The organism is Allofournierella massiliensis, assembly GCF_964241245.1.
GTDB classification, from domain to species: domain Bacteria; phylum Bacillota; class Clostridia; order Oscillospirales; family Ruminococcaceae; genus Allofournierella; species Allofournierella massiliensis.
This window is the reverse complement of sequence record NZ_CAXSWZ010000012.1, coordinates 13,159-39,650: the sequence shown is the minus strand read 5'-3', so window position 1 is coordinate 39,650 and position 26,492 is coordinate 13,159. Positions and strand designations below refer to the sequence as shown.

Genomic DNA, 26,492 nt, shown 5'->3' with positions numbered 1-26,492 from the left:
GTGTGGAGGGCGACCGCTGCTTGCCTTTGAATACAGTGTTGTCCTGGATATTTCTATCCACGCCCTCCGTGTGGAGGGCGACATTCAGCAGGTGGTGGACAACCTTGAAGACATTCAATTTCTATCCACGCCCTCCGTGTGGAGGGCGACTGTGGTGCTGCCTGTGCCATTCTCGCCACCATCAATTTCTATCCACGCCCTCCGTGTGGAGGGCGACAACAAAATGGTCGTGGGACAGCCCACAGAAAGGAATTTCTATCCACGCCCTCCGTGTGGAGGGCGACCGAAGCACAGGCGGATTTGAACGAATCTCTTGGAATTTCTATCCACGCCCTCCGTGTGGAGGGCGACTGGAAATGCCAGCGTTGCGCTGGATCTCGATTAATATTTCTATCCACGCCCTCCGTGTGGAGGGCGACTTTGCGCCGCAGGTCGTTACGCTGTGTGGCAAGAAATTTCTATCCACGCCCTCCGTGTGGAGGGCGACCTCGGAAACGGTTATAACGATCCGCTGAACCGCCATATTTCTATCCACGCCCTCCGTGTGGAGGGCGACCATCCAGCAGCAGAAAACGCTTGCGTCCGAGCTATTTCTATCCACGCCCTCCGTGTGGAGGGCGACGGCAGTATTCTCGATGTTTACGGCGGCGAATATATTTCTATCCACGCCCTCCGTGTGGAGGGCGACTCATCCGGGCAATAGGCATCACGCGCGAATTAATATTTCTATCCACGCCCTCCGTGTGGAGGGCGACAGCAAAAGTTCACAAAATATTGTTTCATTTTGCAGCACAAACACGAAAATTTGTCGTTTTGATATTACAAAGCATACTCTCTCCCGTTCTATCAAAACCGTTTCGCGTTCTTTTACATCATTTTTCAGCTATCTTTTAGTGCGAAGCTCCCAGCGTTTTTCTGGTTGCTTCACGTTCGCACCATCTACAACAGCAGCACGTCATCCTGCGACCACTGCGGGCAGCGCCCGATATGCTCCACCTTCTTTTTGTAAGAGTTTCCCAAACAGTAAAAACGCAGGCTATCGCATTCCGGATCAATCAGCTGCGTCAGTTTTGATTTCAAAACCGCATATTGCGCCGCGTCCAGCAAACATTCAAACACCGAATTCTGTACACGCTGCCCATGATCGATACAAGTCTTTGCAACCTTGCGCAGACGTTTGCGTCCGACCGGTGTTTCTGTGTTTACATCATATGTGATCAGCACCAGCATATCACACACCTCTTTTGCTTCATTTCCAGAAAAACGGCGGATATTCCTCCAGATCGCCGCGCAGTGTACGCGCAAGCAGCACCCCCTGTATATAGGGCACCAGCCCCCATGGCAGCTTTTCACCCAGAAATGGATGCGTGATGGTTTCCTGTTTGCGTTTTTGCCAGGCGGAAAGGAACACCTTGCGTCCTTCGTCCGTCAGCCAAACTGCTCCGCTGTCTTGCCGCTGGCAATGCTTTCCTGTAATGACTTTTTGGTTGATGCAGGACAAAACAAACCGATCAGCGCACACAGGGCGTAGCTCCTCCATCAGATCCAGCGCCAGACTGGTTCTTCCCGGGCGAGGCCGGTGCAAAAATCCAACATATGGGTCCAGCCCAACGCTTTGCAGTGCAGCTGCACACTCCCGGGCGAGCAGCGTATACGCAAAGGAAAGCACTGCGTTTATGGGATCCAGTGGCGGTCGACGGCTGCGGCCGGTAAATGCAAAGTCTGTTCGCTGCTGTAAGATCAGACTGTCAAACCCATCGAAATATCGTTGTGCCGCTTCTCCTTCCAACCCTCGCAGCTCTTCCAATGTACCGCACTCTCGAATTCGCATCAAGGAAGCTGCCAGCTGCGACGAGATTTCTTTCAGCCGTTCCACCGGTACGCGCTGAGGATGGTCACGGGTAGCACGTTCCAACACCCACCGTGCGTTGTAAACTTTTCCCAAGATAAACCCGCACGCATATCGGCAACTAACTGCAGGATTATCCGCAATCCGGTACTGCTGCTGACGAAGCAGCACATTGCCGCGTTCTTCTCCTACAGTGCGAGCCAGAAAGCGGCCATTGGGTGTAAAAAACGCCAGATCAATCCCTCGCTCAGCACAAGCACCCATCAGCGCGGGAGATGCTCCTGCATAGGCAAAGGTGAGTATTCCTTCCAGTGTGTGCAGTGGAAACCGTGCCGCTTCTGTTCCTTTCTGATTCACCACCACGGTTTCACCCTCCAGCGAAAGATAGCTTTCCGGTGTAAGAACAAACAGCGTATTCAGCATCTTTCTCATTTGGCTTCCTCCGTGTTCTGCTCTGCCAGATGAGTACGAATATACTCATTTACAGCATTTTTCCTGCACAGCGCCGGCAGGCAGATCTCTTTCAAAGAACAGGCATTGCAGTGTTTCCCGGGGCGCACCTTCGGCGTATACCCGCGGGCAAAGTACTCGTTCATCTCTGCGGCGGTACGGCGCGTTTTTTCCCGCAGCTCCGGCGTGAACTCCATAAGCTCCCGCCGGCGTGTCTGCGCATAGTACAGTGCACCGCACGGCACGCTGCACACCAGCATTTCCTCCAATGCCATTCCCTGTGCACACAGCTGCAATCGGTCGGCATCACTCTCTTTTGGGGCACCATGTTTGTATTCCACCGGCAGAGGCAACCACAGGCCTTTCTGCCCCTGTAAAGGAACACCTTGCGGATCAAGCGAAAACTCCACCACATCGCACACGCCGGACAGCTTCAGCGTGTGCGATGTTACTCGCATTCCCCGCACAATCAGCAGATTGTTCCGTTTTTCGCGCAGCGTTTCATCGTGGCAGCGCTGATGATCCAGCCTGCCCTTGGCGGTGCGGAGGTTTTCCTGCCATTGCTGCTCCAGATGGATCAGTGCCCATTGGCGGCGGCAGAAAAAAAATGCTGAATACCTGACAGCAACAGATATTCATTTTCCATCATCCCAACCGTTCACAGGTCACTCCACCAGGCAGAGTATCATCCACCGTTACCTGGTAGTCACGATAGCTGCGTGCCACAGCTACCTCCGGCTTGCGCTCAACATGTACCGCATCAAACAGCTTATAAGCAGGTGCATTGCCCAACTCACTGTCATGCCGGAATACGATTAGCTCCCGCACCGCCATTTTACCGCGTGCTGCACTATGGTCATTTTCAAACATGTTCAGAATCGCCTGCCACAGAATCTGCAGATCATCCTCCGAAAATCCGGTTGTTTTGCGGGCCAGATTTGCCGACACATATCCTTCTGCACGATACAGGCCATATGGTACGATGTATTTGCGGCCCATCTCAGTACCCTTGTTCTCGGCATCTGCCTCTGTAGTGATGGCCACACGGGTGATAGTGACCTCCTGCGGCAGAATCGGATCCACACTGCGGGCAAAGCCCAGCTGCACAGGGCCGCGCACCTGCCCACAATCCAGTGCCCCTTTTACAAAGGTAGTCATCACGGCACCGAAGGTACGGATGTCGTAAAAATTGCTGCACATGAAATTGCGAATTTTTTCATCCAGAGTGGGGTCATCCTTTTTGGCCGCTTTCAGGTCTTTATCCACCTTCAAATACTCCAGTGCCTCGGCATCGCTGCGCTGCAGTGGAATCCGATCCTTGATGTAGATCCGATAGCCCGGAGCATCTTCTTTTGCTGTTTCCACATAATTGCGGATCTTGCGTTTTAGGCACACATCGGTCACCAGTCCATACCCGGTTTCGGGATCAATGCGCGGCATATTGCCTGCATCCGGATCTCCGTTGGGATTGCCGTTTTCCACATCGAACAGGATCACAAAGTCGTAGCGATTTTTAATGATTTCAGACATTTTATACTTCCTCCTTTTTGGTGTAACGCTTCTGTGTTTCGTGATAATAGCCGATCTGGAAGGCACTCTGCTCCGGCAGGGTGAGCCGGGCAGGCAGCGTTTGTGTGATACGGGAATTCAGCTCCGTGATCTTGCGGTTATAGTGTATGACTAACCCTTTATCCAGCTTTGCCAGATGCTTTTGAGCCAGATTGATCAGCAGTGGAAATACTGTTGCGGGCGTTGCCGAAGCAGAATTGAAATAACGATTCTTGATGGTCGTATTGATTCCCGGATTGGCCCGTTGCTGAACGTCCTCCAATACCGCAAATAGCCGCCCCAGCAGATACGGCAGATAGTTGCTTTGTTCATTCAGTTCCACAGTCATGACCTCCTTCAGTTGTTCGTCTTTCGAGTTACGCAGATACCAAGCTTTTAAAATTGCAGCCCGGCCGCGCGTAATCTCTCTCTCGGCACGAATACGCAGCACCACGCCGTCCAACAGGGTAGCCGGATAAGGCGTTCCATTCAAAATCGCCAACAAAAGATCTCCCGCCAGCCGCGGGTTCGGCTCCGGATTGCGGGCATTCTGATTCACCGTTTCCCGCAGCAGCCGCCAGACCGGCAGCGTGGGAAATTTGTCAAATGAGGGCCGCGTAATTTCCAGATCCCGGTAATGTTTTGTCACGTTTTGAATCAGCGCTCCAAAGCTGTTCTGCCAGAAGAATCGCACCGAAAGACGTGCGGCATTGGGTGCAATCCCCAGAACATAAAAATGTGTATCCGGCGAAAGTTTCTGCTGCTGCCAGTCCACTGGTTCTCCTTCCGCCAAGCGGATCATCGTACTCTGAATGTCACGTTCATCCATATTGTCATCATACAGCGCTGCCATCATGAAATCCTGATAGACGGGTTGTCCACCCGCTGCCCAGCAGACGATGGTGGTATCGCCTACGCGGCGTGTGTGCTCCCGGTCGGCAATAAGGGTATTGAGCGCTGTGGTATAAGCAAAAGACACATATTCACCGGTCGGGGCATTGTCCCCTTGTTCGTGCTCATACGAGCAGAAAGCCGGTGCATTGAAAGACACCAGCGCCGCACCGGCGGTCTGTGCGCCCACCACTCCCTTGATATTGGGGTGCAGGCGAGCAGTCGGTTCGTGCTTACCGGTAACAAGACACAGCGCATTTTCTGCATTCCCACTTTGTTCGTTGGCAAGCTGCCAGCTTTCCCGCACCTGCGCATCTTCCGTCACAGGACCTCCCCGGTACCAGAACAAAAGATTACCGCCCTTCATCACCTCATCCCACTCCTCTTTCAGCGCCGGGTGATCTTTTGCGGTCTGTGAGTCCCAATGTTCATAAAATGCGAGCACAGCACACGCGGCCGGGCTCTGGGCCTCCTTCAGAATCTGCTCATGCAGCGTGCGGGAAGCTGCGAAGCATTCTGCAGTACGTTCCGGCTTTCCCTTTGTGTCAACCCCAAGAAGATAACCGGATGTATCACACAGAAAATTGGCTGCCACACCGGATGACCGCTTGACCGGCTGCGGCACCTCTCGCTCCTGTGGAATCAGTACCGTTTTCTTTCCCCGCTGCACTTCCTGCTGCAGATGCAGCAATCCCAGCAGCTCGCCATTGTCACCAAGTTCCAGTGCCCACGATACCTTTGCTTTCGCCCAACCCGGGCGCGCAATTTTCCCAAGAGCCAGCAAATCCTCATAATAATCTGTCAAAGCCTGCAGGATCATCGAAGCACCTCACAATCCGCCACATTCATAACGCCTTGCTTCAGACTTGCTCGGAAATACGTCGGCGTGATGTTCTTCGGATCCGAGTAATCAAAGTCATACAGCATCAACCCCAGATCCCGCGTCTCTTCGATTGTGGGGATTGCACCGCCGGGCCAGCGGCGGAACTTTGCCGAAAACTCTCTGCACCCAAAGTAGGGAGTGTGATAGCATTGCCCCCGCTCCATGCGCCGGGTCACGATATCCTGAAATTTTCCCGGATTATCACCGGGCGCAGCACGGTCTGTCATCGTAAAATGCGCCTCAATTACATAATGTACATCCTGTAACACCAGCGATGCCCTCTGCACAATCTCCTGAGGCGAAGCCAGATACAGTGGCTGTCCACTTCCCTGTGCCGCAGCGCGGGCTGCTGTGGCAAGAACCTTACTTTTTACCTCGTTGCGGCGTATACTGACAAAACGAATGGGATTAAGTACATAAATCCGGTCGATATGCCATTGCAGACCGGGGTGGTAGTAAACCGCCTCCACCAGTCCGCGCGCCGCCGAGGGCGTGGGCACGTCATAGGACATTCGCTCAACCTTCAATTCAGGGCGGGAAAAGAGCGCATAGTCGCCCCAGACTTCCAATTGGATCATCCAACATTCCTCCTTACTATCGATTTCACAAGACTCATGCTTTTATATCATCCAAGCTTTCCCTGTTTCCACGTCCAGAGCGAGTCCGGTCTCACGATTGTACAGGGTAGTATCCGTCAGCACCCAGTCTTCCCCATCCAGCATTTCCACCGCACCGGCCGCATGCAGCGCCGCAAGATGTTCAGGATACACCGTGACGCCGTATTGGCCCAATTTGCGATACAAAGAACGGCTACCATTTCCCTCCCACAGAGCTGCGAGCAGTTCCCGGTTCTCTTCTGTTGGTATATATACCGTCACTGCGCAGGACTCAATCAAATGGAATCGTTCCGCGGCAGTTGCAAAGGGAAGCATACGCCCTTCCATTGTTTCATTGAAGCCCTTTAAAATTTGCTTCTGATCCAGCGCGTCTTCTCCCTTTACCGCATACAAAAGGGAAAAATATGCTTCGATCGCCTGCGGCTGTGAGACATCTTCAAAGTTGCGCCACACACTGCGCGCTGCGTCTGCATTTTGACGGATGATCTGTGGAACCGGCTGACCACTCAGCCGAAAAACAGTAACCACACTATCCGCCACCGGATGTTTTCCCTCCCGATTGCACCGTCCTGCCGTTTGCAAAACCGAATCCAGCCCTGCTTCCTCCCGCCATGCCACCGGAAAATCCACATCTACACCGGCCTCGATCAACGAAGTGGACACAACACGGCAGGGCAGCCCTTTTTGTAAGCGAGTGCGAATCTCCCGCAGCAGACGTTTGCGGTCAGCTGCACAAAGAAGTGTTGTCAGGCAGTAGCTTCCATCGGCAGGCAAACTACTGTACAGCCGCTGTGCCGTTGCCCGACGATTCACCACACACAGCACCTGCTGTGCCTGGCCCAATTTCTCTGCCAGCTGTTCTTCTGTGAGTTCTCCTTCATTGCGCAGATTTGTACGGTGAAAGAAATGGTACAAGTCGGCTGTATCATTACAAATTTCCCGTAGCGTCAACCCTGGAGCCAGCTCCCGGAACAACGGTTCCAACGCCGGTTGCGTGGCTGTGCACAAAACAGCGCTTGCCCCATAATAACGCACCAACTGCCCAATAGCCGCCACACAGGGGCGCAGACAAGCCAGTGGAAGCGTCTGTGCCTCATCAAACACAATCATACTATCAGCCAGATTGTGCAGCTTGCGGCAGCGGGAAGAACGGTTAGCAAACAGCGATTCAAAAAACTGTACTGCGGTCGTAACGATCACCGGCGCATCCCAGTTTTCCGTCGCAAGCACCTTACGGTAAGTATCCGGGTCTGATTGGCTTTCCTCCATCACCGCATCACTGCCCGAATGATGTTCCAACACATTTTCCTCGCCTAAAATGTTGGTAAACACCTCAGCAGTCTGGTCGATGATAGACGTATAAGGAATCACATAGACAATTCGTCGTTTTCCATGTGCCACCGCATGAGACAGAGAGAAGGCCAGCGAGGAGACGGTCTTTCCTCCGCCTGTGGGTACCGTCAAGGTAAAAAGTCCCGGCTGCTCCGTCACGCCTTTTTCAAAACAGGCGCGAAGAATTTCACATCGCTTTTTGTTCAGTTCATTTTTTGCATCCCACCAGGGAGCAACATATTCCTGCAATCGACGAAGCAATTGTTCCGGCGGCTGAGTTCCCCCGCGCGGTGCAGGGCCTCCATTCATAAAAGTCTCTGTATCCAAATAGTCTGCGTCCACCAGACAGGAATACAGCATTCTCGTATAAAAAGCAGTGGAAAAGCCATCCGGAAAGTGTTTCCTTTCCGTCTCATCCGGAAGTTTTACCTCCTTCTTCCATTCACTATAATCAGGAATTGCAGTTTTCTTGATACGAGCGAGCAAGGTAGCTCCTTCCTTATCGCTTTTAGCCCCGCCATCCGGCAAGCCGCCATGGTGTCCTGCCACTGCAAAAGCCACCTCCAGCTGCCTCATGGAAAAGGCCTCCTGCGCACCGGCAGTGGAATGATCTGTTTTTTCCCCACCAGCCAGTCGCTTTTGGAACGCATCGCTATATTTTCCGATATCGTGCAGCATTCCCGCCAGATACGCCTGTGCCGCAGCACCAAAGGGTTCTGCAAAACCGGCAGCCAGATTTGCCGTTCCATTCAAATGTTCCAAAATCGTTTGCGGGCGTAACCCATCCTCAGAAACATGTGCTAATCTATAGGATTCATCCATGGAGTTCATGTTTTCACCTCCGCATTCAACTGTGAGCCTTTTCTAAAGTATAACACGCTGAATGTCCAATAGTACGGATTGATTTCCTGAATTGCCCATTTGATTTTGCTTTCGTAAATCTTTTAAAATTATAACCTGCTCCTGAATATTCCGTTAAAATAAGCAAAAGCGTAGTTTTCGGCACAATGCTAAACCGAAAACTACGCTTTTGTTTAAGATTCTCTCATCGCGGAGAGCGACGTATGGGCAGCGGTACAACCAAGGTAGCCTGCCGATTTCTATCCACGCTCTCCTCGCGGAGAGCGACATGGAGGGACAGCGAATGGGATTGACAAACGAGCAATTTCTATCCACGCTCTCCTCGCGGAGAGCGACTTTTCAGAACAACCGCATGGGAGCGTGAGCAAATATGATTTCTATCCACGCTCTCCTCGCGGAGAGCGACCGGCGTCGTCTGCGTCATCGGCCACAGCCTTCGCAATTTCTATCCACGCTCTCCTCGCGGAGAGCGACCTGTACGATCTGGCCCCACTTCTCAGCTTCAGCGAATTTCTATCCACGCTCTCCTCGCGGAGAGCGACGCTTTGGCAGCGTTTTGGGCGCCGGTGCGCTGATTATTTCTATCCACGCTCTCCTCGCGGAGAGCGACGTGTACTACTTAGACCCGACCAGCAGCACCATCTGATTTCTATCCACGCTCTCCTCGCGAAGAGCGACCTGCCGAAACAAAGTGCGGCGCCGGGAAAGCTGCTGATTTCTATCCACGCTCTCCTCGCGGAGAGCGACTGATGTCGCACACATCGCCTTTCTGATCTTCCATATTTCTATCCACGCTCTCCTCGCGGAGAGCGACGCCGGTCATTTGAGCGGTCTCCTCCTGGGCTGTACTATTTCTATCCACGCTCTCCTCGCGGAGAGCGACGCTCCCCCGCTGCGGTGCTGGGGTATGCGATGATGATTTCTATCCACGCTCTCCTCGCGGAGAGCGACCGGAGCTGGAAGAGAGGAGAAAAGACCGTGAAAAAATTTCTATCCACGCTCTCCTCGCGGAGAGCGACAGCCCCACCAGGACAGCCCCACCAGGACAGGCGGATTTCTATCCACGCTCTCCTCGCGGAGAGCGACCCCGGGCGTTTTGGCGGTTCTTCTTCTTCACGGGATTTCTATCCACGCTCTCCTCGCGGAGAGCGACACAGCCTCGCATATTCTCCCCTTACGCACTTGGGATTTCTATCCACGCTCTCCTCGCGGAGAGCGACCCGTGTGCCTGCGCAGGGAGGGCACGACCATCCCATTTCTATCCACGCTCTCCTCGCGGAGAGCGACGCCCTGACGTGTTCCGTTTGCTCCGTGTGGTACTATTTCTATCCACGCTCTCCTCGCGGAGAGCGACGGCATCAATGATTCAGTACCACACGGAGCAAACGATTTCTATCCACGCTCTCCTCGCGGAGAGCGACGCGTTGTCCGCCGTCTTTGCGTGCCCGCCGTCTTGATTTCTATCCACGCTCTCCTCGCGGAGAGCGACGGCTGGTTCTGATAGGTCAGCTGCACAGCCGCCACAGATTTCTATCCACGCTCTCCTCGCGGAGAGCGACAGGTAGTTCACGGTAATGGTTGCCTCGCCGGAAGTATTTCTATCCACGCTCTCCTCGCGGAGAGCGACTAAACTGTAGTTTAAATTAACTGATACAAAAATTATTTCTATCCACGCTCTCCTCGCGGAGAGCGACAGCAAAAAGCAACAAAAGATCGGTTCTTTTGTTGCAGAACTTGCTATATTACCATTACAATACGCGCTTTCTCTAGATTTGTCAAAATATTTTCGCCGTTATAGTTCTGTTTTTGAAAAACTTTTTGGTGCGAAGGTTCCTGAATTTTAATGTTTTCTTCATACTCGCACTAAAACAACTTACAATTTTTCTTCCTTATGGGAAACATCTACACTTTGATTTCTCAAACTGTAGATTTCAACTTGTGTTTGCATAATGAAATTGGTGCTCGCTCCCCCCTCCTGAGCCCGTAGAGTGGGGAGAAGGAGAAATGGCGGAGCGGTATGAGAAAAGCCCAGTCAAGTGGCTGGGCTTTTTGAATGGAGCGCAGTCCATTCCGATGTGAGTTTGTGTGATGAAATTGACATCCTGCCATTCCAGGCCCATAGGACAAAAGCGAACCTGACAATATAAAATCCGTGCCGCAAAGCGACACACCTTACTTCTTCACTCTTCACTATTCTCTATTCACTTCTAAAAATCCCGAGCGGGGAGCACAAAATCAGTGAAGAGTGAAGAGTGAATGGTGAATAAGGAAAAATCCCGAACGCTCTCGCATTCGGGATTTTTGGTGCCGGTGGTGGGACTTGAACCCACACGGTGTTGCCACCAACGGATTTTGAGTCCGCATCGTCTGCCATTCCGACACACCGGCTTATTTGTAACAGGGTTTATTATACTATACCGGGCCTGAAAATGCAAGCACTTTTTCGCGCTGAACGGCACCGGTCCAACCGGAGAGTTTCTCCTGCCGGACCGGTGCTTTTTTCCGTATGGGAGCGTTTTTCGCCCGTTCGTTTTTTCTTATCGCCGGGCATTTTTCAGGCGATTCTCCTCCAGAATGCGGCGAATTTCGCCGTTGGTACGCTCCACCTCTTCCCGGAAGGAACGGGCCGAGACCCGCAGCGCCCCGTGCCCCAGAATGATCAGCTGTTCGGCTCCGTCCGAGGTGACCACCCGCACCCGGCGCTGCTTTGCCAGCTGGTAGGTGGTCTTTTCGATGTACATATCCGCGGTTTCCGCTTCCCGGGTATAGACGATGTAAATATTATGATACCGGCTCACCTCACCGGTGCCATGGGGCACCTTGTAGGCATCGAACACCAGAATTACCTGACAATCGTGAAAGCCCCGGTAATTGCACAAAAGATCCGCCAGCGCCTGCCGCGCGCCTTCCAGATTATCCGCCGCCAGCTTTTTCAACTCATCCCAGGCGAAGATCAGGTTATAGCCGTCCACCAGAAGATACTCCGGCCCGCTGGGTTCAAAATGGTATTCCGCCGGCTTTACCGGCGCGGGGCGGAACAGCTCCCGCCCCTTGGAGGGGCCGTACGTCCGCTCGAAGATGGCCGCCAGCTGCTTGTCCTCCTCCAGTGAGGACACCGGCGCTGCCTGCCGCCGAGGCTGCCGGGCGGCAGGTACTTTCTCCTCTTCCGGCTCGTTCAGGCGCACGCCGCTTTCCACATGGGCATGAGCGGGCACCTCGTCCCACTTCACGTTATAGCCTGCGCCATGGGCACAGAACACCGAGTCCGCCGGGTTTTCCGTATCCCGCTCCGGGTCGTAGCCCACCTGCTCGATCACCGCGGGGGCATCGTGGCAGGGCCGGTAGCCCGCCAGCGTGCAGGCCAGTTTCCCCTTGCCCCTGGTGTAGCCGGCCAGTTCCATGGCATAGCCCCGCATTTCCGCCACCGGCACACTGCCGGTGAGCACCGAGGTATCGCCCAGCAGCTCCGGCGGGTCAAAGCTGCCGCCCATCCGCTGCACGTCTGCCATGGCCCGGCCCACCTGCTCGGCGGGCACCTCCAGCCGGAACTCATACCAGGGTTCCAGCAAAATACTGTCCGCCTGCATCAGGCCCTGCCGCACTGCCCGGTAGGTGGCCTGCCGGAAATCGCCGCCCTCGGTATGCTTCAAGTGAGCCCGGCCGGCGGTGAGTGTGATTTTCATATCCGTGATGGGGCTGCCGGTGAGCACGCCCAGATGCTCCTTTTCCTCCAGATGGGTGAGGATCAGCCGCTGCCAGTTCCGGTCCAGCACGTCCTCGCTGCAGATGGAATCAAACTGCAGGCCCGCGCCCCGGGGCAGCGGTTCCAACAGCAGATGCACCTCAGCATAATGGCGCAGCGGCTCAAAATGCCCCACGCCCTCCACCGGCCCGGCGATGGTCTCCTTATACACGATGCTGCCGGGGCCAAAGCCCACAGCCAGACCAAACCGTTCCCAAATCAGCCGCTTGAGCACGTCCAGCTGCACCTCGCCCATCATCTGCAGATGAATCTCGCCCAGACGCTCGTTCCACACAATACGCAACTGGGGGTCCTCCTCCTGCAGCTGGGTCAGCCGTGGCAGCACCGCGTGGGCGTCGCAGCCCTCGGGCAGCAGCAGACGGCAGCTCTGCACCGGCTGGAGCACCGGGGCCTGGCCGGCGGTCTCCTCGCCCAGGCCCTGGCCTGCCCAGGTACGGGTCAGGCCGGTAACGGCGCACACGGTGCCTGCCGGGGCCTGCTCCACCGCCTGGAATTTGGCTCCGGAATACACCCGCAGCTGGTCGGCCTTTTCCTGCCAGGGCTGACCGTCCGGATCTTCACCGGTGAGCAGCGCCTTTACCCGCAGATGGCCGCCGGTGACCTTCAACCAGGTGAGTCGGCTGCCCTGTTCGTCCCGGGAGATCTTGAACACCCGGGCGGCAAACTCTTCCGCCTCTTTGGGCTGGCGGGTATACACCTGCAAGGCGGCCAGCAGTTCATCCACACCCTGCAGCTTCAGCGCCGAGCCAAACAGGCAGGGAAACACCTGCCGCCGGGCCACCATGGCGGTGATCAGCTGCCGGGGCACTTCTCCGTTTTCCAGATATGCCTCCATGGCCTCTTCGCTCTGCATGGCCAGTGCTTCCGCAAAGGCATCTGATTCGAGGGAACCATCAAAGGGCACAAAACCCTCTTCCAGGCGGGCAAGCTGATCCAGCACTGCCTGCCGATCCGCTCCAGCCAGATCCATCTTGTTCACAAACACAAACACCGGCACCCCATAGCGGCGCAGCAGCTTCCACACGGTTTCGGTGTGGCTCTGCACGCCGTCGGTACCGCTTACCACCAAAACCGCATAGTCCAGCACTGAGAGGGTTCGCTCCATCTCGCCGGAAAAATCCACATGGCCTGGGGTATCCAGCAGGGTGATCTGCGCATCGGGCAGGCCGAGCACCGCCTGCTTGGAGAAGATGGTGATGCCCCGCTCCCGCTCCATGGCGTTGGTATCCAGAAAGGCGTCCTTGTGATCCACACGGCCCAGCTTTTTCAGGCATCCGGCCCGATACAGCAATGCTTCGGACAGGGTGGTTTTACCCGCGTCCACATGGGCCAGCAGACCCGTACAAATTCGTTTCATCGCGTTTTCTCCTGTGATCGTACTGCCTTTTATTGTATCACAGAATGCACGAAAATCCGAGTTTCATTTTGCTTCTTTTCCCCTTCAGCGCCGCCTCTGCTGTTCGGACCGGCGCTCCTCCCGGCTGGACACACAGGCCCCCGCATAACACACCAGTGCGCTGCCCAGCGCCGCACACAATAATACCAGCAACAGGATTGTTCCCACGGCCTTCCCTCCTTCTTTTTGTGGTGCAAGACCATGCTACCATGCCCATCGTGCCGTTTTTGCTGCATTCTGCCGGATATTTTCCCCTGTTTTCAAACAATTTTTACGTTTTCGATTGTTCCGGATTGACATACAATTCACCAGTCGTTATAATATAGATACTAAACATCATTGTTCACATAGTATACTATTTTCTGTGCATTTTTCCAATCCACACATCAAGGGGATGGATTCATGAAGAACAAACTTTTTGAAAGGGATCTGCAGTTTCGCTCACCGGCGGCACCAAAAAAGCAGATCGGTTTCGCTGTGGTAGCGGCGGAGGCCATTCTGCTGTTTGTTGCCCATTCCATACTGCACTGGAGCGCCAGCAGCCTGACTCTGTTGATTCTCGGCATGGTCTCGGTGCTTTTTATTTTTGAGCTGATTCCCATTGCCATTGCTGCACTGTGCGTTCCCGTGGCGCTGTGGTATGCGGAAGTTCTGCCCGCCAGCGACATTTTCTCCGGCTTCTGCGACTCTACCGTGGTTCTGTTCGGCGGAATGTTTGTGGTGGGCGGGGCCATGTTCTCCACCGGAATCGTGAGCATTATCGGCAGCAAAATGGCGCGGATTGCCGGCAAAAACGAGACCACCGCCATGCTGGGTGTGATGCTTCTGAGTGCGGTGCTTTCCTCCATGCTCAGCAACACCGGAACTGTGGCCGTTCTGATGCCCATCTGCCTGGGCTTTTCCAAATCGGTGGGCTGCAGCCGTACCCGGCTGCTTTTGCCGCTGGCCATGGCCTGCAGCCTGGGCGGATTGATCTCGCTGGTGGGTACCCCACCCAACACCACGGTGAACAGCGTGCTTACCGCCGCCGGGCTGGGCAGCTTCGGTTTCTTCGAATTCGCCAAGATCGGTATTCCGCTGACCATCGTTGGCATCATTTATCTGCTTACTCTGGGCCGTGTCTTACTGCCTGCCCGTCCCTTTGAGCCGGACGAGGCCGAAGTGATCCCCCCTCCGGAACACTACAACACCAGAAAACAGATCATTACCCTGCTGATCTTTATCGGGCTTTTGATTGGCATGGTGCTGAATCTGGCCCCGCTGGCTGTGCTTACCACCATTGCCGCCGTGCTGTGTGTGGTTTGCGGCACCCTGACGGAAAGCGAAGCCTATGGCTCCATCAGCTGGAGCACCCTGTTTCTCTTTGCGGGTATGCTGCCCATGGCTCAGGCATTGGAGGTTTCCGGTGCCGGCGAACAGATTGCAAACGGGGTGGTGCATCTGCTGGGAAACAACGCCAACCCCTATCTCATTATGTCGGTGCTGTTTCTGCTGACCACCAGCCTGACGCAGTTCATGTCCAATACGGCCTGTGCCGCTCTTCTGGCTCCCATCGGGCTGCACATCGCTTCCAATCTGAGCATCAACCCCAAGAGTGTTCTGATCGTGATTTCGGTGGCTGCCTCCTGTGCGCTGGCCACCCCCATGGGCACCCCGCCCAACACGCTGGTGATGAAGCCGGGCGGATACCGCTTCAACGATTATCTGCGGGTAGGCCTGCCGCTGCTGGTGCTCTGCTATCTGACCACCCTTGTGCTGGTTCCCGTATTCTGGCCCCTGTACACTTGATTCTCCGGGGCATGGAATCCACTCTTTTCTCTGAAACTCCTTTTTCTCTCTTCTCATGGAATAACGCGCCGGCCACAGGGATGACCGGCGCGTTATTCTGTTTAGTGTGATTCATAATCTCCTCTTCGGGCCACCTGCCGCCCTGAAACGTAAAAGCGCCGGAAGCACTTCACAACGGAGTGCTTCCGGCGCTTTTATCTTTTATTCGGCAACGTATTCCATTTCCAGCGGTTCGCCGTTCAGGGTAACCGTTTTCACCTGGGAAAGATCCAGAATCTCGTTGAACATGCTGTTCAGGGTCACATCCTCACCATCGATGGATGTTCCGGCGGAAGAGGTCTCCACCTGGGTACCATCCTGCAGCCAGACGCGAACCTCCGGCATCTCGCCGCCCAGATCCCACAGATCGCCGCTGCCGCGCACGGTAACCGCAACCGGGGAAACGGTCACGCTTTCCACCGTCCAGCCGCCCAGATCCAGCTCCTGCCTGCTCTGCAGCCGTTCCTTCACCTGCTCCAGCCGGAAGGTGGTGGACCAGTTGCCCTGAGTCAGGGAATCATAGGTGGTGCCGCTGTAAACCACTTCCATATCGCTCACATCCTGCCCTTCGGGCAAAAAGAGCACATACTCATTGGTTTCGGTATAATACAGCTCCCGGCTCAGCTCGGTGCGGGGGCCGATGTTCAGCTCCAGCATGGGCAGATCCAGAATCTGGCCCGAGGAATCCTTCAAGCGGAAGCTCAGGCTGTTCACGCCGCCCAGAACACTATCCGTATTGTACTGGATGTGCAGCTGATTGCCGATCTTTGCTGCGGCAGCCACGGTAGCCCAGTCCACACCGTCGATCTTCAGGCCTTCGGCCCAGGGCTCCAGCACAGGCACCTTGCCGGAATCTTTCAGCTGGTCAATCTCCTCCAGTGTAATCTCCGCGTTTTCCGGGTCATCCACGCTCGCCATGCTGCCCATGATCAGGCCCTCTTCCGGGGGCGCATATTCCGCCGCCGGGCCGCTGGCGATCAGCTCGCTCACCGTGTAACCGGTGGATTCGTCGCTCACCTGCTGCTCACCGCTGAGCAGAGAACGGGCGCTCACGGTGATCTTTTCCCCTGCATCGGCGTCGCCGCCCATGCCCTCCAGCCGCAGGATCGCGGTTTCGGTGGTTTCGTCATAACTCACCACGTTGGCGATTGCAATGCCCAGATCATCGCTGATCTGGCAGTCCATCAGGCGCACGGTGTCGCTCACACGGCCCTGCCCGGTGGTATCCTGCAGGCTCAGAAACGCAACGGCCACGCCGCCGTCGTTCACTGCGCCCAGCACCTCCATGCGGATGCCCTGATCCTCGCTCACCTGATTCACCGGCTGCAGAATGGCGATGGTGTCCTCCGAGAGGCCTTTCAGGCTTTCCCGCAGTTCGGGTGCGGCGGCCAGCGTGCCGACGCTCAGAACCATGACTGCGGCAAAGCTTGCCGCCACCGCCAGCACACGGCGCATCGGCCGATGGTGGGGCGCTACGGTCAGGCTGGGCCTGCACTGGGCCAGGATAGCACTCTTTTGGGAAGCATCCAGTTGGATGCTTCCCAACTCGCGATCGATCGCGAGGCGGATGGTATCGTCGCAGCGTTTGTCGTCAAAGATCCTCATAGGGCCCTCCCTCCAAACGTTTTTTCAGCAGCTCCCGCGCCCGGTAGAGCCGGATGCTCACCGTGGACTGAGGCGCCCCCAGAATGGCGGCGATCTCACCCACGCGCAGCTGCTGATAGTAGTGCAGAAGGATGACCTCGCGGTATTTCGGCTTCAGGGCCATGATCTCCTGGATCAGGCGACCCTCTTCCGAACGGGGCTCCTGGCCCGCGGGCAGCTCGGGATACTGATCCACCAGGCTGACCCGGCGCTTCCAGGCGCTGCGCAGGTAATCCTTGCACACATTCACGGTGATCTTCATCACCCAGGCCTTTTCCGCCGCCGGATCCGGAATGGCGGGCCAGGCCCGATAGATTTTCACAAAGGCGTCCTGCACGGCGTCCTGGGCCAGATGCACATCCCCCAGATACATGCAGCAGAGCCGCAGCATTCCATTGCCATATTCATCCACCAGCCGCTCCATCTGCTGCTGGGTGCATGGGGTTTGCGAGGCCACACAATCACGCTCCTTCTTGAGCGCCTTCCATTCTACAAACGATACCTGCGCCCTGAAATATTTCAAAATCTGAAAAAATCTTGCGATTTTCTTAAGAAAACCGATACTTCTTGGTTACAACTTCGAAACATGCCAAAATACACGGCAGCCCCAGCTCTGCACAATGCAGAGCCGGGGCCCCGAAACCCGGCCACAACCGGGTAATCATGCTGTTATTATAACAGGTTTCTTCTTTTGAGACAAGCTCCTGTTTACACCAGTACCAGCTTTCCGTCCTGTACGTCCAGCTTCACGGTTCCGGTGAGGGTTCCTGCCACAAAGCGCTCGGCCAGAGGGTCCTCCACCTGCTTGCGGATTACCCGGCGCAGGTCGCGGGCGCCGAACTTCACGCCGCCGCACTCCTTCACCAGCTGCTCCAGAGCAGCGGGGGTGTATTCCAGGGCAAGGCCCTTGTCGGCCATGGGCTGGCGGTATTCGTCCAGCATCAGGCCGGCGATGCGGCACAGGCTCTGCTCATTCAGCGGCTTGAAGGCTACGATCTCGTCCACACGGCCCAGGAACTCCGGCCGCAGGAAGTCGCCCAGAGCCTTCATCATCTTGTTCTCGCTAATCTGCTCGGCGCTCTTGTTGAAGCCGGTCTCGCCGGTCTTTTCGGTGCTGCCCGCGTTGCTGGTCATACAGATGACCGTGTTCTCGAAGTTCACGGTGCGGCCCTGACTGTCGGTAATGCGGCCCTCGTCCAGAATCTGCAGCAGGATGTTCAGCACATCCGGATGTGCCTTTTCGATCTCATCGAAGAGCACCACACTGTAAGGCCGGCGGCGTACCTGCTCGGTGAGCTGGCCCGCCTCGTCGTGGCCCACATAGCCCGGAGGGGCGCCGATCAGGCGGCTGACGGTGTGCTTCTCCATGTATTCGCTCATATCAAAGCGGATCAGCGGATCCACCGAGTCGAACAGCTGGTTGGCCAGCTGCTTGACCAGCTCGGTCTTGCCCACGCCGGTGGGGCCCACAAACAGGAAGCTGGCCGGGCGGCGACGGCCGGACAGATCTGCCCGGGCACGCTTCATGGCGCGGGCCACCGCGCTCACGGCCTCATCCTGACCGATGATGTGTTTCTTCAGCTCGGTTTCCAGATTCACCAGCTTTGCGAACTCGCTCTCCTGCACCTTCACGGCGGGGATGCCGGTCCACAGCTCGATGACCTTGGCCACATCCTCCATCTCCACCTGAATGCCGCCGGCCTTCAGCTCCAGCGCGGGCAGCTCTTCCCGCAGGCGGGCCAGATCGGTCTTGATCTGGGCCAGACGGGCGTAGTATTCCTCGGTCTGGCCTTCGCCCTCACCGGACTGCTCCGCCGCCAGCTCCTCGGCCTCCAGCGCGGCGATCTTTTTGTGGGTGTCGGCCAGCTGGCTGATCTCCGGATGGCGCAGGTTACAGCAGGCACAGGCCTCGTCCAGCAGGTCGATGGCCTTATCCGGCAGGAAACGATCGGAGATATAGCGCTCGCTCAGGTTGACCACCGCGGCCACGATGGGCTGGCTGACCTCCACACCGTGATGCTTTTCGTAGTATTTCTTGATGCCGCCAATCACCTCGATGGCCTGGGCCAGGCTGGGCTCGCCCACCTTGACCGGCTGGAAGCGGCGCTCCAGCGCCTGATCCTTTTCGATGTATTTGCGGTACTCGGCAAAGGTGGTGGCGCCGATCACCTGAATCTCGCCGCGACTGAGGGCGGGCTTCAGGATGTTGCCCGCGTTCATGGCGCCCTCGCTGTCGCCCGCACCGGTGATGCTGTGAATCTCGTCGATGAACAGGATCACATTGCCGGCGCTCTTCACCTCGCTGATCAGGCCCTTCACCCGCTGCTCGAACTGGCCGCGGAACTGGGTGCCGGCCACAAGACCGGTCAGATCCAGCAGATACAGCTGCTTGCCCTTCAGGCAGGAGGGCACCTGATCCCGGGCGATGCGCTGGGCAATGCCCTCGGCGATGGCGGTCTTGCCCACGCCGGCCTCACCGATCAGGCAGGGGTTGTTCTTCTGGCGGCGGGCCAGAATCTGGATGGTGCGGTAGATCTCCTGCTCGCGGCCGATGATTTCATCCAGCTTGCCGGCCTTTGCCTTGGCGGTCAGGTTCTCGCAGTATTTATCCAGGAACTTATAGCGGGGCTTTTTGCCCTTTTCGTTCTTCTCGCCGTCCTTTTCCTTCTTTTCCTTCGCGCCGAAGCCGAAGGGGAAGGTGGCGCTGCCGCCGGGGGTGAAGCCGTCCTCGTCGCCCTCACCGGAATCGTCGGCATCCGGGTCCTCCTGGCCGCCCATGGGGCCGAAGGGGAACATGCCGTTTTCGCCCGCTTCCTCCATGAAGCTGCTCATGCGCTCTTCCATGTTCTCCAGATCCTGATCCGACACGCCGAACTGTTTCATCAGATCGTCCACCGGCTTGATGCCCAGCTCCCGGGCACAGGTGAGGCAGTAGCCCTCCTGCTTGGGCTGGCCCGCCTCCATGCGCTGCACGAACACAATGGCCGTGCGCTTTTTACAACGTACACAAAGCATATCTCATTTCCCTTCCTTTGGGGTTCCGGGGCAAAAAGCCCGGCTTAATAAAACGGATTGAACTGCCCAAACAGCGAAAAGCCGATGCTTTCGCCCAGCACCTCCTGATTGAGCCAGGGGATGGAGCCGCCGGTGATCACAATAATCGCCCACACGGCGCACAGAATCAGATACAGATCCACCACGCCGGCCAGCAAACCCATGGCGAAGCCCAGCAGCTTGTTCACGCCGCCCAGAATGGGGATGCGGTTGAAGTTGGTAAGCACCGCCACCACAAAGCCCACAATCACCTTGCACAGCGCGAAGGCCACAAAGAACACCACAATGGCAATGATGGGGGTGAGCAGCGGAGCAATGACCTGCCGCACCACCTGATCCGCCAGCTCCGGGGCGCTGCCGGTGAGCACGCCGCCCGCGGACTGAATGATGCCCGCCTGAATCTCGTCCGGCAGAAAGCCGGCATACTTTTCCACCAGCTGATCCAGCTGCACCTGGCCGCCGTCGGCCAGAGTCTTTTCAATGCTGGTGGTGAAGTTGTTTTCAAAGAACTGGGTGAACAGCACCGGGGCGATGTTCTGGCTGAAGATGCTCGCGCCCAGCAGGCTGGCAAGATTGCCCGCGAACTGCACCAGCGCGGCCGCGAAGCCCTTGCCTGCATAGCGCAAGGCCACCAGCAGCAGAATCGCCAGCAGGATCAGGTCAAAACCGTTGGCAATGGTCATGGGTCATTTCCTCGTTTTCTCTTGGATTTTGCTTAAGAGGTTATTCCTCTGCGGGCTGGGTCACCAGCGCCGCCTGGCCGCCGCTGAATACCAGCAGATTCTTGGCATTCAGCACCGCCTGGGGCTGGCTGTCGGTGGACATTTCCCACAGATACTCCCCTTCCAGATCGTAGGCGGCAACACCACCGCCCCGTAATACATACGCGCCGGACCGGGTGCACACCACTTTGCTTGTGGGTGCAGGCACCGAAGCGGTGCCCAGCTCCTGGCAGTTTGTGTCCAGCAGAATCAGCCGCACCGGTGCATCGGCCATTTCCGAGCCGATCAGCACGCCAATCGCCCGCTGGCTTGCCGACACGCTGAGCAGCGTACCGCTGGGGTAGCTGTAGGTGGCCAGCTGCTCGCCGGTGGTGGTGTCGAACACTGCAATCCGGTTCTGGAACACCACCAGCAGTTTTGTGTTGCTGAGCCAGTGCATCTGCAGCACCGGGCTGGAGCCTGCGTCAATGGTCAGGCCGATGGTGCTGGAATTCAGATCCAGCAGATGAATCTTCACCGCCAGCTGCCCGTTCGCCGCGCTCAGGCAGGCAGCGGCGAACCGCTTGCCGTTCTGGGAAAAGGCGATCTGCCCGGGCACGCCCTCGGAATCGGTGGGGTACCACTGGTAGATGGGCTGGAAGGTGGAATCGTACACCGTGACCTCCGCCAGATAACGGCTGGAATCGGTGACCACCGCCACCGTTCCGCCCGCGGCCATTTCCGCCAGCAAAATGGGCTGGGTGTAGGTGTTGGTGTACAGCGTGCGGGTGCGGCTTTCCACCCGCAGCTCATAGCCTGCCCGGTTATACAGCACAAAGCGGGTCTTGCCGCTGCTGATACACGGCCGGGCATAGTTATGGGCAATGCTGCGCAGCTGGGCGCCCCGGGCGGAAAAGACCACCAGATCCTGGTTGCCCAGCTCCACAAAGCCACCGCCCAGGCTTTCCACCTGAAGCGGCTCGGCAATGCCGGTCTTGACCGGCCAGCCGCCGCCGGGCTGCAGCCCGATACGGGCGGATTCCACCACGTCGCTCAGCAGTGCAAGGCCCCGGCCGAAAATGCCGCTGGCATACAAAGCCAGCGCGGCCAGCACCACCAGCGCCAGCGCCGCGGTGCGCAGCCGCCGCAGCCTGCGGCGGTGCTTCAATGCGCTCAGGCGGGTGAGCTTCGCCCCGCCGGGCGTCTGATTGGGTTCCATCTCCATATCCCCGCCCCCTTTCTTGTTGTTCGTCACAGAATGCGGCCGGGTTCCCCCTGGGGTCTGCCCGCCTGCCACAGTGGCAGCTCGGGGTAGTCCACCCAGGCCAGAAACAGGCCCTGGGCCGGCAGGGTGGGGCCTGCCTGGCTGCGATCCCGGCTTTCCAGAATGGCGGGAATCTGCTCCGGGTTCAGCTTGTGCTGGCCCGCCAGAACCAGCGTGCCCGCCAGAATCCGCACCATGTTATAAAGGTAGCCGTCCGCGGTGACGGTCACAGTTACCAGATCGCCGGTGCGCTGCACCCGGCATTGGGTGATGGTGCGCACCGTGCTGCCCCGCTGGGCCACCTCGCAGCCGGCGGAGCACAGGCTCATGAAATCGTGGCTGCCCACAAACCGGTCCGCCGCCGCCTGCATGGCAGCCTCGTCCAGCCTGCCCGGCAGCCGGTGATGCCAGCCGGCCCCGAAGGGGCTGTCGATGGGGCTGTTCCAGATGCGGTAGCAGTAGGTCTTTGCGTGGGCGGCGTAGCGGGCGTGGAATTCCTCCTCCACCTCCATGGCCCGGTTCACCCGGATGGCTGTCGGCAGCTTCTGATTCAGCGCCAGCGGCAGCTTTTCCATGGGGATGCGGCAGTCCGCCCAGAAGTTCACCGCATAATGCAGTGCGTGGACTCCCGCGTCGGTGCGGGAGCAGCCCTTCACCGGCGGTCGGGTGCCCAGCAGGGCCTCCAGCCCGTCCTGCAATGCCTGGCAGACCGAAAGGCCGTTGTTCTGCACCTGAAAGCCGCAGAAGCCGCTGCCGTCGTAGCTGATGTCCAGCAGGATGTTCATGGTGTTACAGCACCCCCGGCATCACAAAGCGGGTGGCCCACACCAGACCGAAGGTGACGGCGCAGAAGGCCACGGTGCCCCAGTCGTGGGGCTGAAATTTGAGCACCTTCAGCCGGGTACGGCCCTCGCCGCCCCGGTAGCACCGGCACTCCATGGCCATGGCCAGCTCGTCCGCCCGGCGGAAGGCCGAAATGAACAGCGGGATCAGGATGGGCACCATGGCCTTGATCCGATCCTTGGCGCTGCCGCTGTCCAGCATGGCGCCGCGGGCCTTCTGGGCATTCATGATCTTGTCGGTCTCCTCAATCAGGGTGGGGATGAACCGGAGGGCGATGGTCATCATCATGGCCAGCTCGTGCACCGGCAGGCCCAGCTTTGCAAAGGGCGACAGCAGCCGCTCGATGGCGTCGGTGAGCACGATGGGGCTGGTGGTGTAGGTGAGCAGGCCGGTGCCCGCGATCAGGGCCACGATACGCACCGCCATGAAGATGGCGTAGGCGATGCCCTCTTTATACACCTTGATGACCCAGAAATGAATCAGCGGCTCGCCCTCGCCGCCCATGAAGAACAGGTTCAGAATGGCCGTGAAGGCGATGATGGGAATGATGGGCTTCAGGCTCTTTACGATGATGCGCAGCGGAATCTTTGCCAGCATGTAAAGGCCCGCCAGCAGCACCAGACTGAGCGCAAGGCCCAGGAAATTGTTGATGGTAAACAGCAGCACAATGTAGGCGATGACCAGCAGAATCTTCAGCCGCGGGTCGGTGCGATGCACGATGGAATCGCCCGGGAAGTGCTGCCCGATGGTGATGTCCTTCAGCATGTGGTCTCCTCCCCTTTGGCTTCTTTGCGGGCCTTCGCCTCCAGAATGGTCTTGACCGCCCAGGGCACGGTGTATACGTCCTGAGGCAGATCCAGCCCCATCTGGCGCAGCTTCAGAAAGATCTTGGTCACCTGCGGCACCGAGAGCCCCAGCGCCAGCAGCTCGTCCGCCCGGGCGAACACCTTATCCACCCGGTCGTACATGGCGATCTTTTTCTGATCCATCACCAGCACCTTGTCGGCGTATTTGGCAATGTCCTCCATGGAATGGCTCACCAGCAGCACGGTGGTGCCGGTCTCCTTGTGGTAGCGCTTGACCTGGCTGAGGATCATGTCCCGGCCTTCCGGGTCAAGGCCCGCGGCGGGCTCGTCCAGCACCAGCACCCGGGGCTCCATGGCCAGCACGCCCGCAATGGCCACCCGGCGCTTCTGACCGCCGGACAGCTCGAAGGGGCTGCGCTCCAGATATTCCTCCGGCAGGCCGGTGAAGGCCGCCGCCCGGCGCACCCGCCGGTCGATCTCCTCCTCGCTCAGGCCCATGTTTTTGGGGCCGAAAGCGATGTCTTTATAAATCGTCTCCTCAAACAGCTGATACTCCGGGTACTGGAACACCAGACCCACCGCAAAGCGAACCTTGCGGATGTCCTGCCCCTTGGCCCAGATGTCCTTGCCGTCCAGCAGCACCTGGCCGCTGGTGGGCTTCAGAATGCCGTTGAAGTGGGTAATGAGGGTGGATTTGCCGCTGCCGGTGGAGCCGATGATGCCCACAAAGTCGCCCTCCTCTACCGCAAAGCTCACGTCCTCCAGCGCGGTGGTGGCGTCCGGCATGCCGGCGTTGTATATATGAGTCAGATGGCGCGTTTCAATGATGGCTGCCATTGGTTTCACATCCTTACTGCAAAGGGGCGCTAAGCCCCGGAAATGTGCCTCCTGCTTGCAAGATGGCGCTTTCGTCTGTTTTATTCATCCGCCGTTATTTCAGCAGCTCGTAGAGCGCGGCGGCGCACTCGTCCTCGGTGATGATGCCCTCGGGCAGGTTCAGCCCCGCCTTCACCAGTTCATCCCGCAGCTCGGCGGCCTGGGGCACGTCCAGCCGCAGGGAGCGAACCTTCTCGGTCTGGCTGAACACCTCCTTCGGGGTGCCCTCCATGACCACATGGCCCTCGCTCATCACCAGCACCCGGTCGGCCTGCGCGGCCTCCTCCATATAGTGGGTGATGCTCACCACGGTGATGCCGAAATCCTTGTTCAGATGATGGATGGTCTCCATCACCTTTTCCCGGCCCCGGGGGTCCAGCATGGCGGTGGCTTCGTCCAGCACCAGGCAGTCCGGCCGCATGGCGATCACGCCCGCGATGGCCACGCGCTGCTTCTGGCCGCCGCTCAGCTTGTGGGGGGCCTTTTCCCGGTGCTTGTAAATGCCGGACATCTGCATGGCCTCGTCGATGCGGGCGCGGATCTCGGCCGGGGGAACGCCCAGGTTCTCCAGCGCGAAGGCCACATCCTCCTCCACCACGGTGGCGACGATCTGGTTGTCCGGGTTCTGGAACACCATGCCCACGGTCTGGCGAATGTCGTACAGGTGGCTTTCATCCCGGGTATCCATGCCCTCCACGGTCACGGTGCCGCTCTCGGGCAGCAGGATGGCGTTGAAGTGCTTGGCCAGGGTGGACTTGCCGCAGCCGTTGGCGCCCAGCACCGCCACGAACTCCCCCTTGCGGATGGTCATGGATGCGCCATCCACCGCATAAGGGTTTTCCGGGGTGTAGCGAAAGCGCACGTCTTTTGCGGCGATCATCTCGTTCATTTCGGTTTCTCTCCCCTCTCGTTCCGGGTCCGTAAGGTTCAGGCCTCCTGCCAGATGGCGGTGGCCCCGCAGGGCACAACGCCGCCGGTGCTGCTCACCGGCAGGCCGATCTCATCGCAGCTGGTCACGCCGCCGTGCTTGTTGCACAGGGTGGTTTTCAGGATGTACTCCATCACCGCGGGCGACAGGCCGGTGGTGTAGCTGTTCACCGCCACAAACAGGGGCTGCTCGCTGAGCACGCCCGCGCACAGGGCGATCAGATCATAGATGTTATCCTCCAGCTTCCACACCTCGCCGCCGGGGCCACGGCCATAGCTGGGCGGGTCCATGATGATGGCGTCGTAGGTGTTGCCCCGGCGGATCTCCCGGGCCACAAACTTGGCGCAGTCGTCCACAATCCAGCGGATGGGCTTATCGGCCAGACCGCTGGCCTGTGCATTCTCCCGGGCCCAGGCCACGATGCCCTTGGAGGCATCCACATGGCAGACGCTGGCACCGGCCGCGGCGCAGGCCAGCGTGGCGCCGCCGGTATAACCGAACAGGTTCAGCACCTTGATGGGGCGGCCGGCAGCCTTGATCTTCTCCTCGTACCAGGCCCAGTTCACAGCCTGCTCCGGGAACACGCCGGTGTGCTTGAAGCCGGTGGGGCTGACCACCAGAGTCAGCGCACCGCAGCCGATCTTCCACTTTTCCGGCAGGCGGCGGCGGTATTCCCACTGGCCGCCGCCCCGCTCGGACCGGTGATACACCGCGTCCGCCTTGGCCCACAGGGGGCTGGTCTCGGGGCTTTTCCACACCACCTGAGGATCCGGGCGCACCAGCAGGGTGCTGCCCCAGCGCTCCAGACGGTTGCCGCAGGTTGCGTCGATGAGTTCATAATCTTGCCAGCTGGTGGCAGGGCGCATACGCAATTCTCCTTTTTCATTCCGGGGAAACCGGTGGTGCTTCGGTGCTCCGGGCGGTTTCCGTATCAGTATAACGTGTATTTATGAAATTTT

Annotated in this window: 20 protein-coding genes, 1 tRNA gene and 2 CRISPR repeat arrays (1 of these 23 running past the window's edge); of the genes, 1 reads left to right on the top strand and 20 read right to left on the bottom strand. The window is 57.9% G+C overall.

Translation table 11 applies throughout. From position 1 onward, the window contains the following. Positions 1-755: a CRISPR direct-repeat array (repeat unit 33 nt; unit sequence ATTTCTATCCACGCCCTCCGTGTGGAGGGCGAC) (it extends 6,032 nt beyond the left edge of the window). Positions 756-939: 184 nt separating this feature from the next. The 10 genes from cas2 to ACESYO_RS07945 all read right to left on the bottom strand — a co-directional run bounded on the left by cas2 (position 940) and on the right by ACESYO_RS07945 (position 13,758). Further along, positions 940-1,230 carry a CRISPR-associated endonuclease Cas2 gene (cas2, locus tag ACESYO_RS07990; protein WP_058965945.1) on the bottom strand — a complete coding sequence of 97 codons (291 nt, stop codon included), beginning with the start codon at positions 1,228-1,230 and terminating at the stop codon, positions 940-942. Positions 1,231-1,249: 19 nt separating this feature from the next. Then, positions 1,250-2,281: a type I-C CRISPR-associated endonuclease Cas1c gene (cas1c, locus tag ACESYO_RS07985; RefSeq protein WP_283128589.1), complete on the bottom strand. Its 1,032-nt coding sequence runs from the start codon at positions 2,279-2,281 to the stop codon at positions 1,250-1,252. Beyond that, positions 2,278-2,871 (bottom strand): CRISPR-associated protein Cas4, encoded by a 594-nt coding sequence (cas4, locus tag ACESYO_RS07980; RefSeq protein WP_373209760.1) that lies wholly within the window; start codon positions 2,869-2,871, stop codon positions 2,278-2,280. Before cas4 ends, cas1c begins: the two co-directional genes overlap by 4 nt. 73 nt (positions 2,872-2,944) lie before the next feature. After that, complete coding sequence (gene cas7c / locus ACESYO_RS07975) at positions 2,945-3,829, bottom strand: type I-C CRISPR-associated protein Cas7/Csd2 (RefSeq protein ID WP_058965939.1); 885 nt, start codon at positions 3,827-3,829, stop codon at positions 2,945-2,947. A gap of 1 nt (position 3,830) precedes the next feature. Beyond that, complete coding sequence (cas8c, locus tag ACESYO_RS07970; protein ID WP_058965937.1) at positions 3,831-5,558, bottom strand: type I-C CRISPR-associated protein Cas8c/Csd1; 1,728 nt, start codon at positions 5,556-5,558, stop codon at positions 3,831-3,833. Continuing rightward, a complete protein-coding gene (gene cas5c, locus ACESYO_RS07965) occupies positions 5,555-6,199 on the bottom strand; it encodes a type I-C CRISPR-associated protein Cas5c (RefSeq protein ID WP_058965935.1) in 645 nt (214 codons plus the stop codon). The genes cas8c and cas5c overlap by 4 nt, the downstream gene beginning before the upstream one ends. 42 nt (positions 6,200-6,241) lie before the next feature. Beyond that, positions 6,242-8,392 (bottom strand): CRISPR-associated endonuclease Cas3'', encoded by a 2,151-nt coding sequence (locus ACESYO_RS07960; protein WP_373211239.1) that lies wholly within the window; start codon positions 8,390-8,392, stop codon positions 6,242-6,244. Between the two features lie 274 nt (positions 8,393-8,666). Further along, positions 8,667-10,125: direct repeats of the CRISPR family, unit length 33 nt; unit sequence ATTTCTATCCACGCTCTCCTCGCGGAGAGCGAC. 608 nt (positions 10,126-10,733) lie between these two features. Then, positions 10,734-10,819: transfer RNA gene (locus ACESYO_RS07955), tRNA-Leu, on the bottom strand. 149 nt (positions 10,820-10,968) lie between these two features. Then, positions 10,969-13,551, bottom strand: a complete 2,583-nt coding sequence (locus ACESYO_RS07950) for an NYN domain-containing protein (RefSeq protein WP_373209742.1) — start codon at positions 13,549-13,551, stop codon at positions 10,969-10,971. Positions 13,552-13,635: 84 nt separating this feature from the next. After that, positions 13,636-13,758 carry a hypothetical protein gene (locus ACESYO_RS07945; RefSeq protein WP_276870992.1) on the bottom strand — a complete coding sequence of 41 codons (123 nt, stop codon included), beginning with the start codon at positions 13,756-13,758 and terminating at the stop codon, positions 13,636-13,638. Positions 13,759-13,992: 234 nt separating this feature from the next. Here ACESYO_RS07945 and ACESYO_RS07940 point away from each other — a divergent pair, with 234 nt between their 5' ends. Next, complete coding sequence (locus ACESYO_RS07940; protein ID WP_373209741.1) at positions 13,993-15,378, top strand: SLC13 family permease; 1,386 nt, start codon at positions 13,993-13,995, stop codon at positions 15,376-15,378. 201 nt (positions 15,379-15,579) lie between these two features. On the opposite strand, the gene ACESYO_RS07935 is transcribed toward ACESYO_RS07940, so the two are convergent. The 10 genes from ACESYO_RS07935 to ACESYO_RS07890 all read right to left on the bottom strand — a co-directional run bounded on the left by ACESYO_RS07935 (position 15,580) and on the right by ACESYO_RS07890 (position 26,399). Next, positions 15,580-17,022: a DUF4179 domain-containing protein gene (locus ACESYO_RS07935; protein ID WP_373209740.1), complete on the bottom strand. Its 1,443-nt coding sequence runs from the start codon at positions 17,020-17,022 to the stop codon at positions 15,580-15,582. Further along, positions 17,009-17,518 (bottom strand): sigma-70 family RNA polymerase sigma factor, encoded by a 510-nt coding sequence (locus tag ACESYO_RS07930; RefSeq protein ID WP_373209739.1) that lies wholly within the window; start codon positions 17,516-17,518, stop codon positions 17,009-17,011. The genes ACESYO_RS07935 and ACESYO_RS07930 overlap by 14 nt, the downstream gene beginning before the upstream one ends. 251 nt (positions 17,519-17,769) lie before the next feature. Beyond that, on the bottom strand, positions 17,770-20,076 hold the full coding sequence (locus ACESYO_RS07925) for an ATP-dependent Clp protease ATP-binding subunit (RefSeq protein WP_373209738.1): 2,307 nt from the start codon (positions 20,074-20,076) through the stop codon (positions 17,770-17,772). A 44-nt stretch (positions 20,077-20,120) separates the two neighbouring features. Continuing rightward, positions 20,121-20,798: a CvpA family protein gene (locus ACESYO_RS07920; protein WP_276871002.1), complete on the bottom strand. Its 678-nt coding sequence runs from the start codon at positions 20,796-20,798 to the stop codon at positions 20,121-20,123. Between the two features lie 40 nt (positions 20,799-20,838). Next, positions 20,839-22,035 (bottom strand): DUF5711 family protein, encoded by a 1,197-nt coding sequence (locus tag ACESYO_RS07915; RefSeq protein ID WP_373211238.1) that lies wholly within the window; start codon positions 22,033-22,035, stop codon positions 20,839-20,841. Positions 22,036-22,067: 32 nt separating this feature from the next. Continuing rightward, entirely contained in the window at positions 22,068-22,865 is a 798-nt protein-coding gene (gene truA, locus ACESYO_RS07910) for a tRNA pseudouridine(38-40) synthase TruA (protein WP_373209736.1), read from the bottom strand. Positions 22,866-22,869: 4 nt separating this feature from the next. Further along, a complete protein-coding gene (locus ACESYO_RS07905) occupies positions 22,870-23,688 on the bottom strand; it encodes an energy-coupling factor transporter transmembrane component T family protein (protein WP_058965916.1) in 819 nt (272 codons plus the stop codon). Continuing rightward, positions 23,682-24,566: an energy-coupling factor transporter ATPase gene (locus ACESYO_RS07900; protein ID WP_276871011.1), complete on the bottom strand. Its 885-nt coding sequence runs from the start codon at positions 24,564-24,566 to the stop codon at positions 23,682-23,684. Before ACESYO_RS07900 ends, ACESYO_RS07905 begins: the two co-directional genes overlap by 7 nt. Before the next feature lie 94 nt (positions 24,567-24,660). Next, positions 24,661-25,494: an energy-coupling factor transporter ATPase gene (locus tag ACESYO_RS07895; protein ID WP_058965912.1), complete on the bottom strand. Its 834-nt coding sequence runs from the start codon at positions 25,492-25,494 to the stop codon at positions 24,661-24,663. Positions 25,495-25,532: 38 nt separating this feature from the next. Continuing rightward, the gene (locus ACESYO_RS07890) at positions 25,533-26,399 is read right to left on the bottom strand and encodes a class I SAM-dependent methyltransferase (RefSeq protein ID WP_058965909.1); all 867 of its coding nucleotides are present in this window, start codon (positions 26,397-26,399) and stop codon (positions 25,533-25,535) included. Positions 26,400-26,492 lie beyond the last annotated feature (93 nt).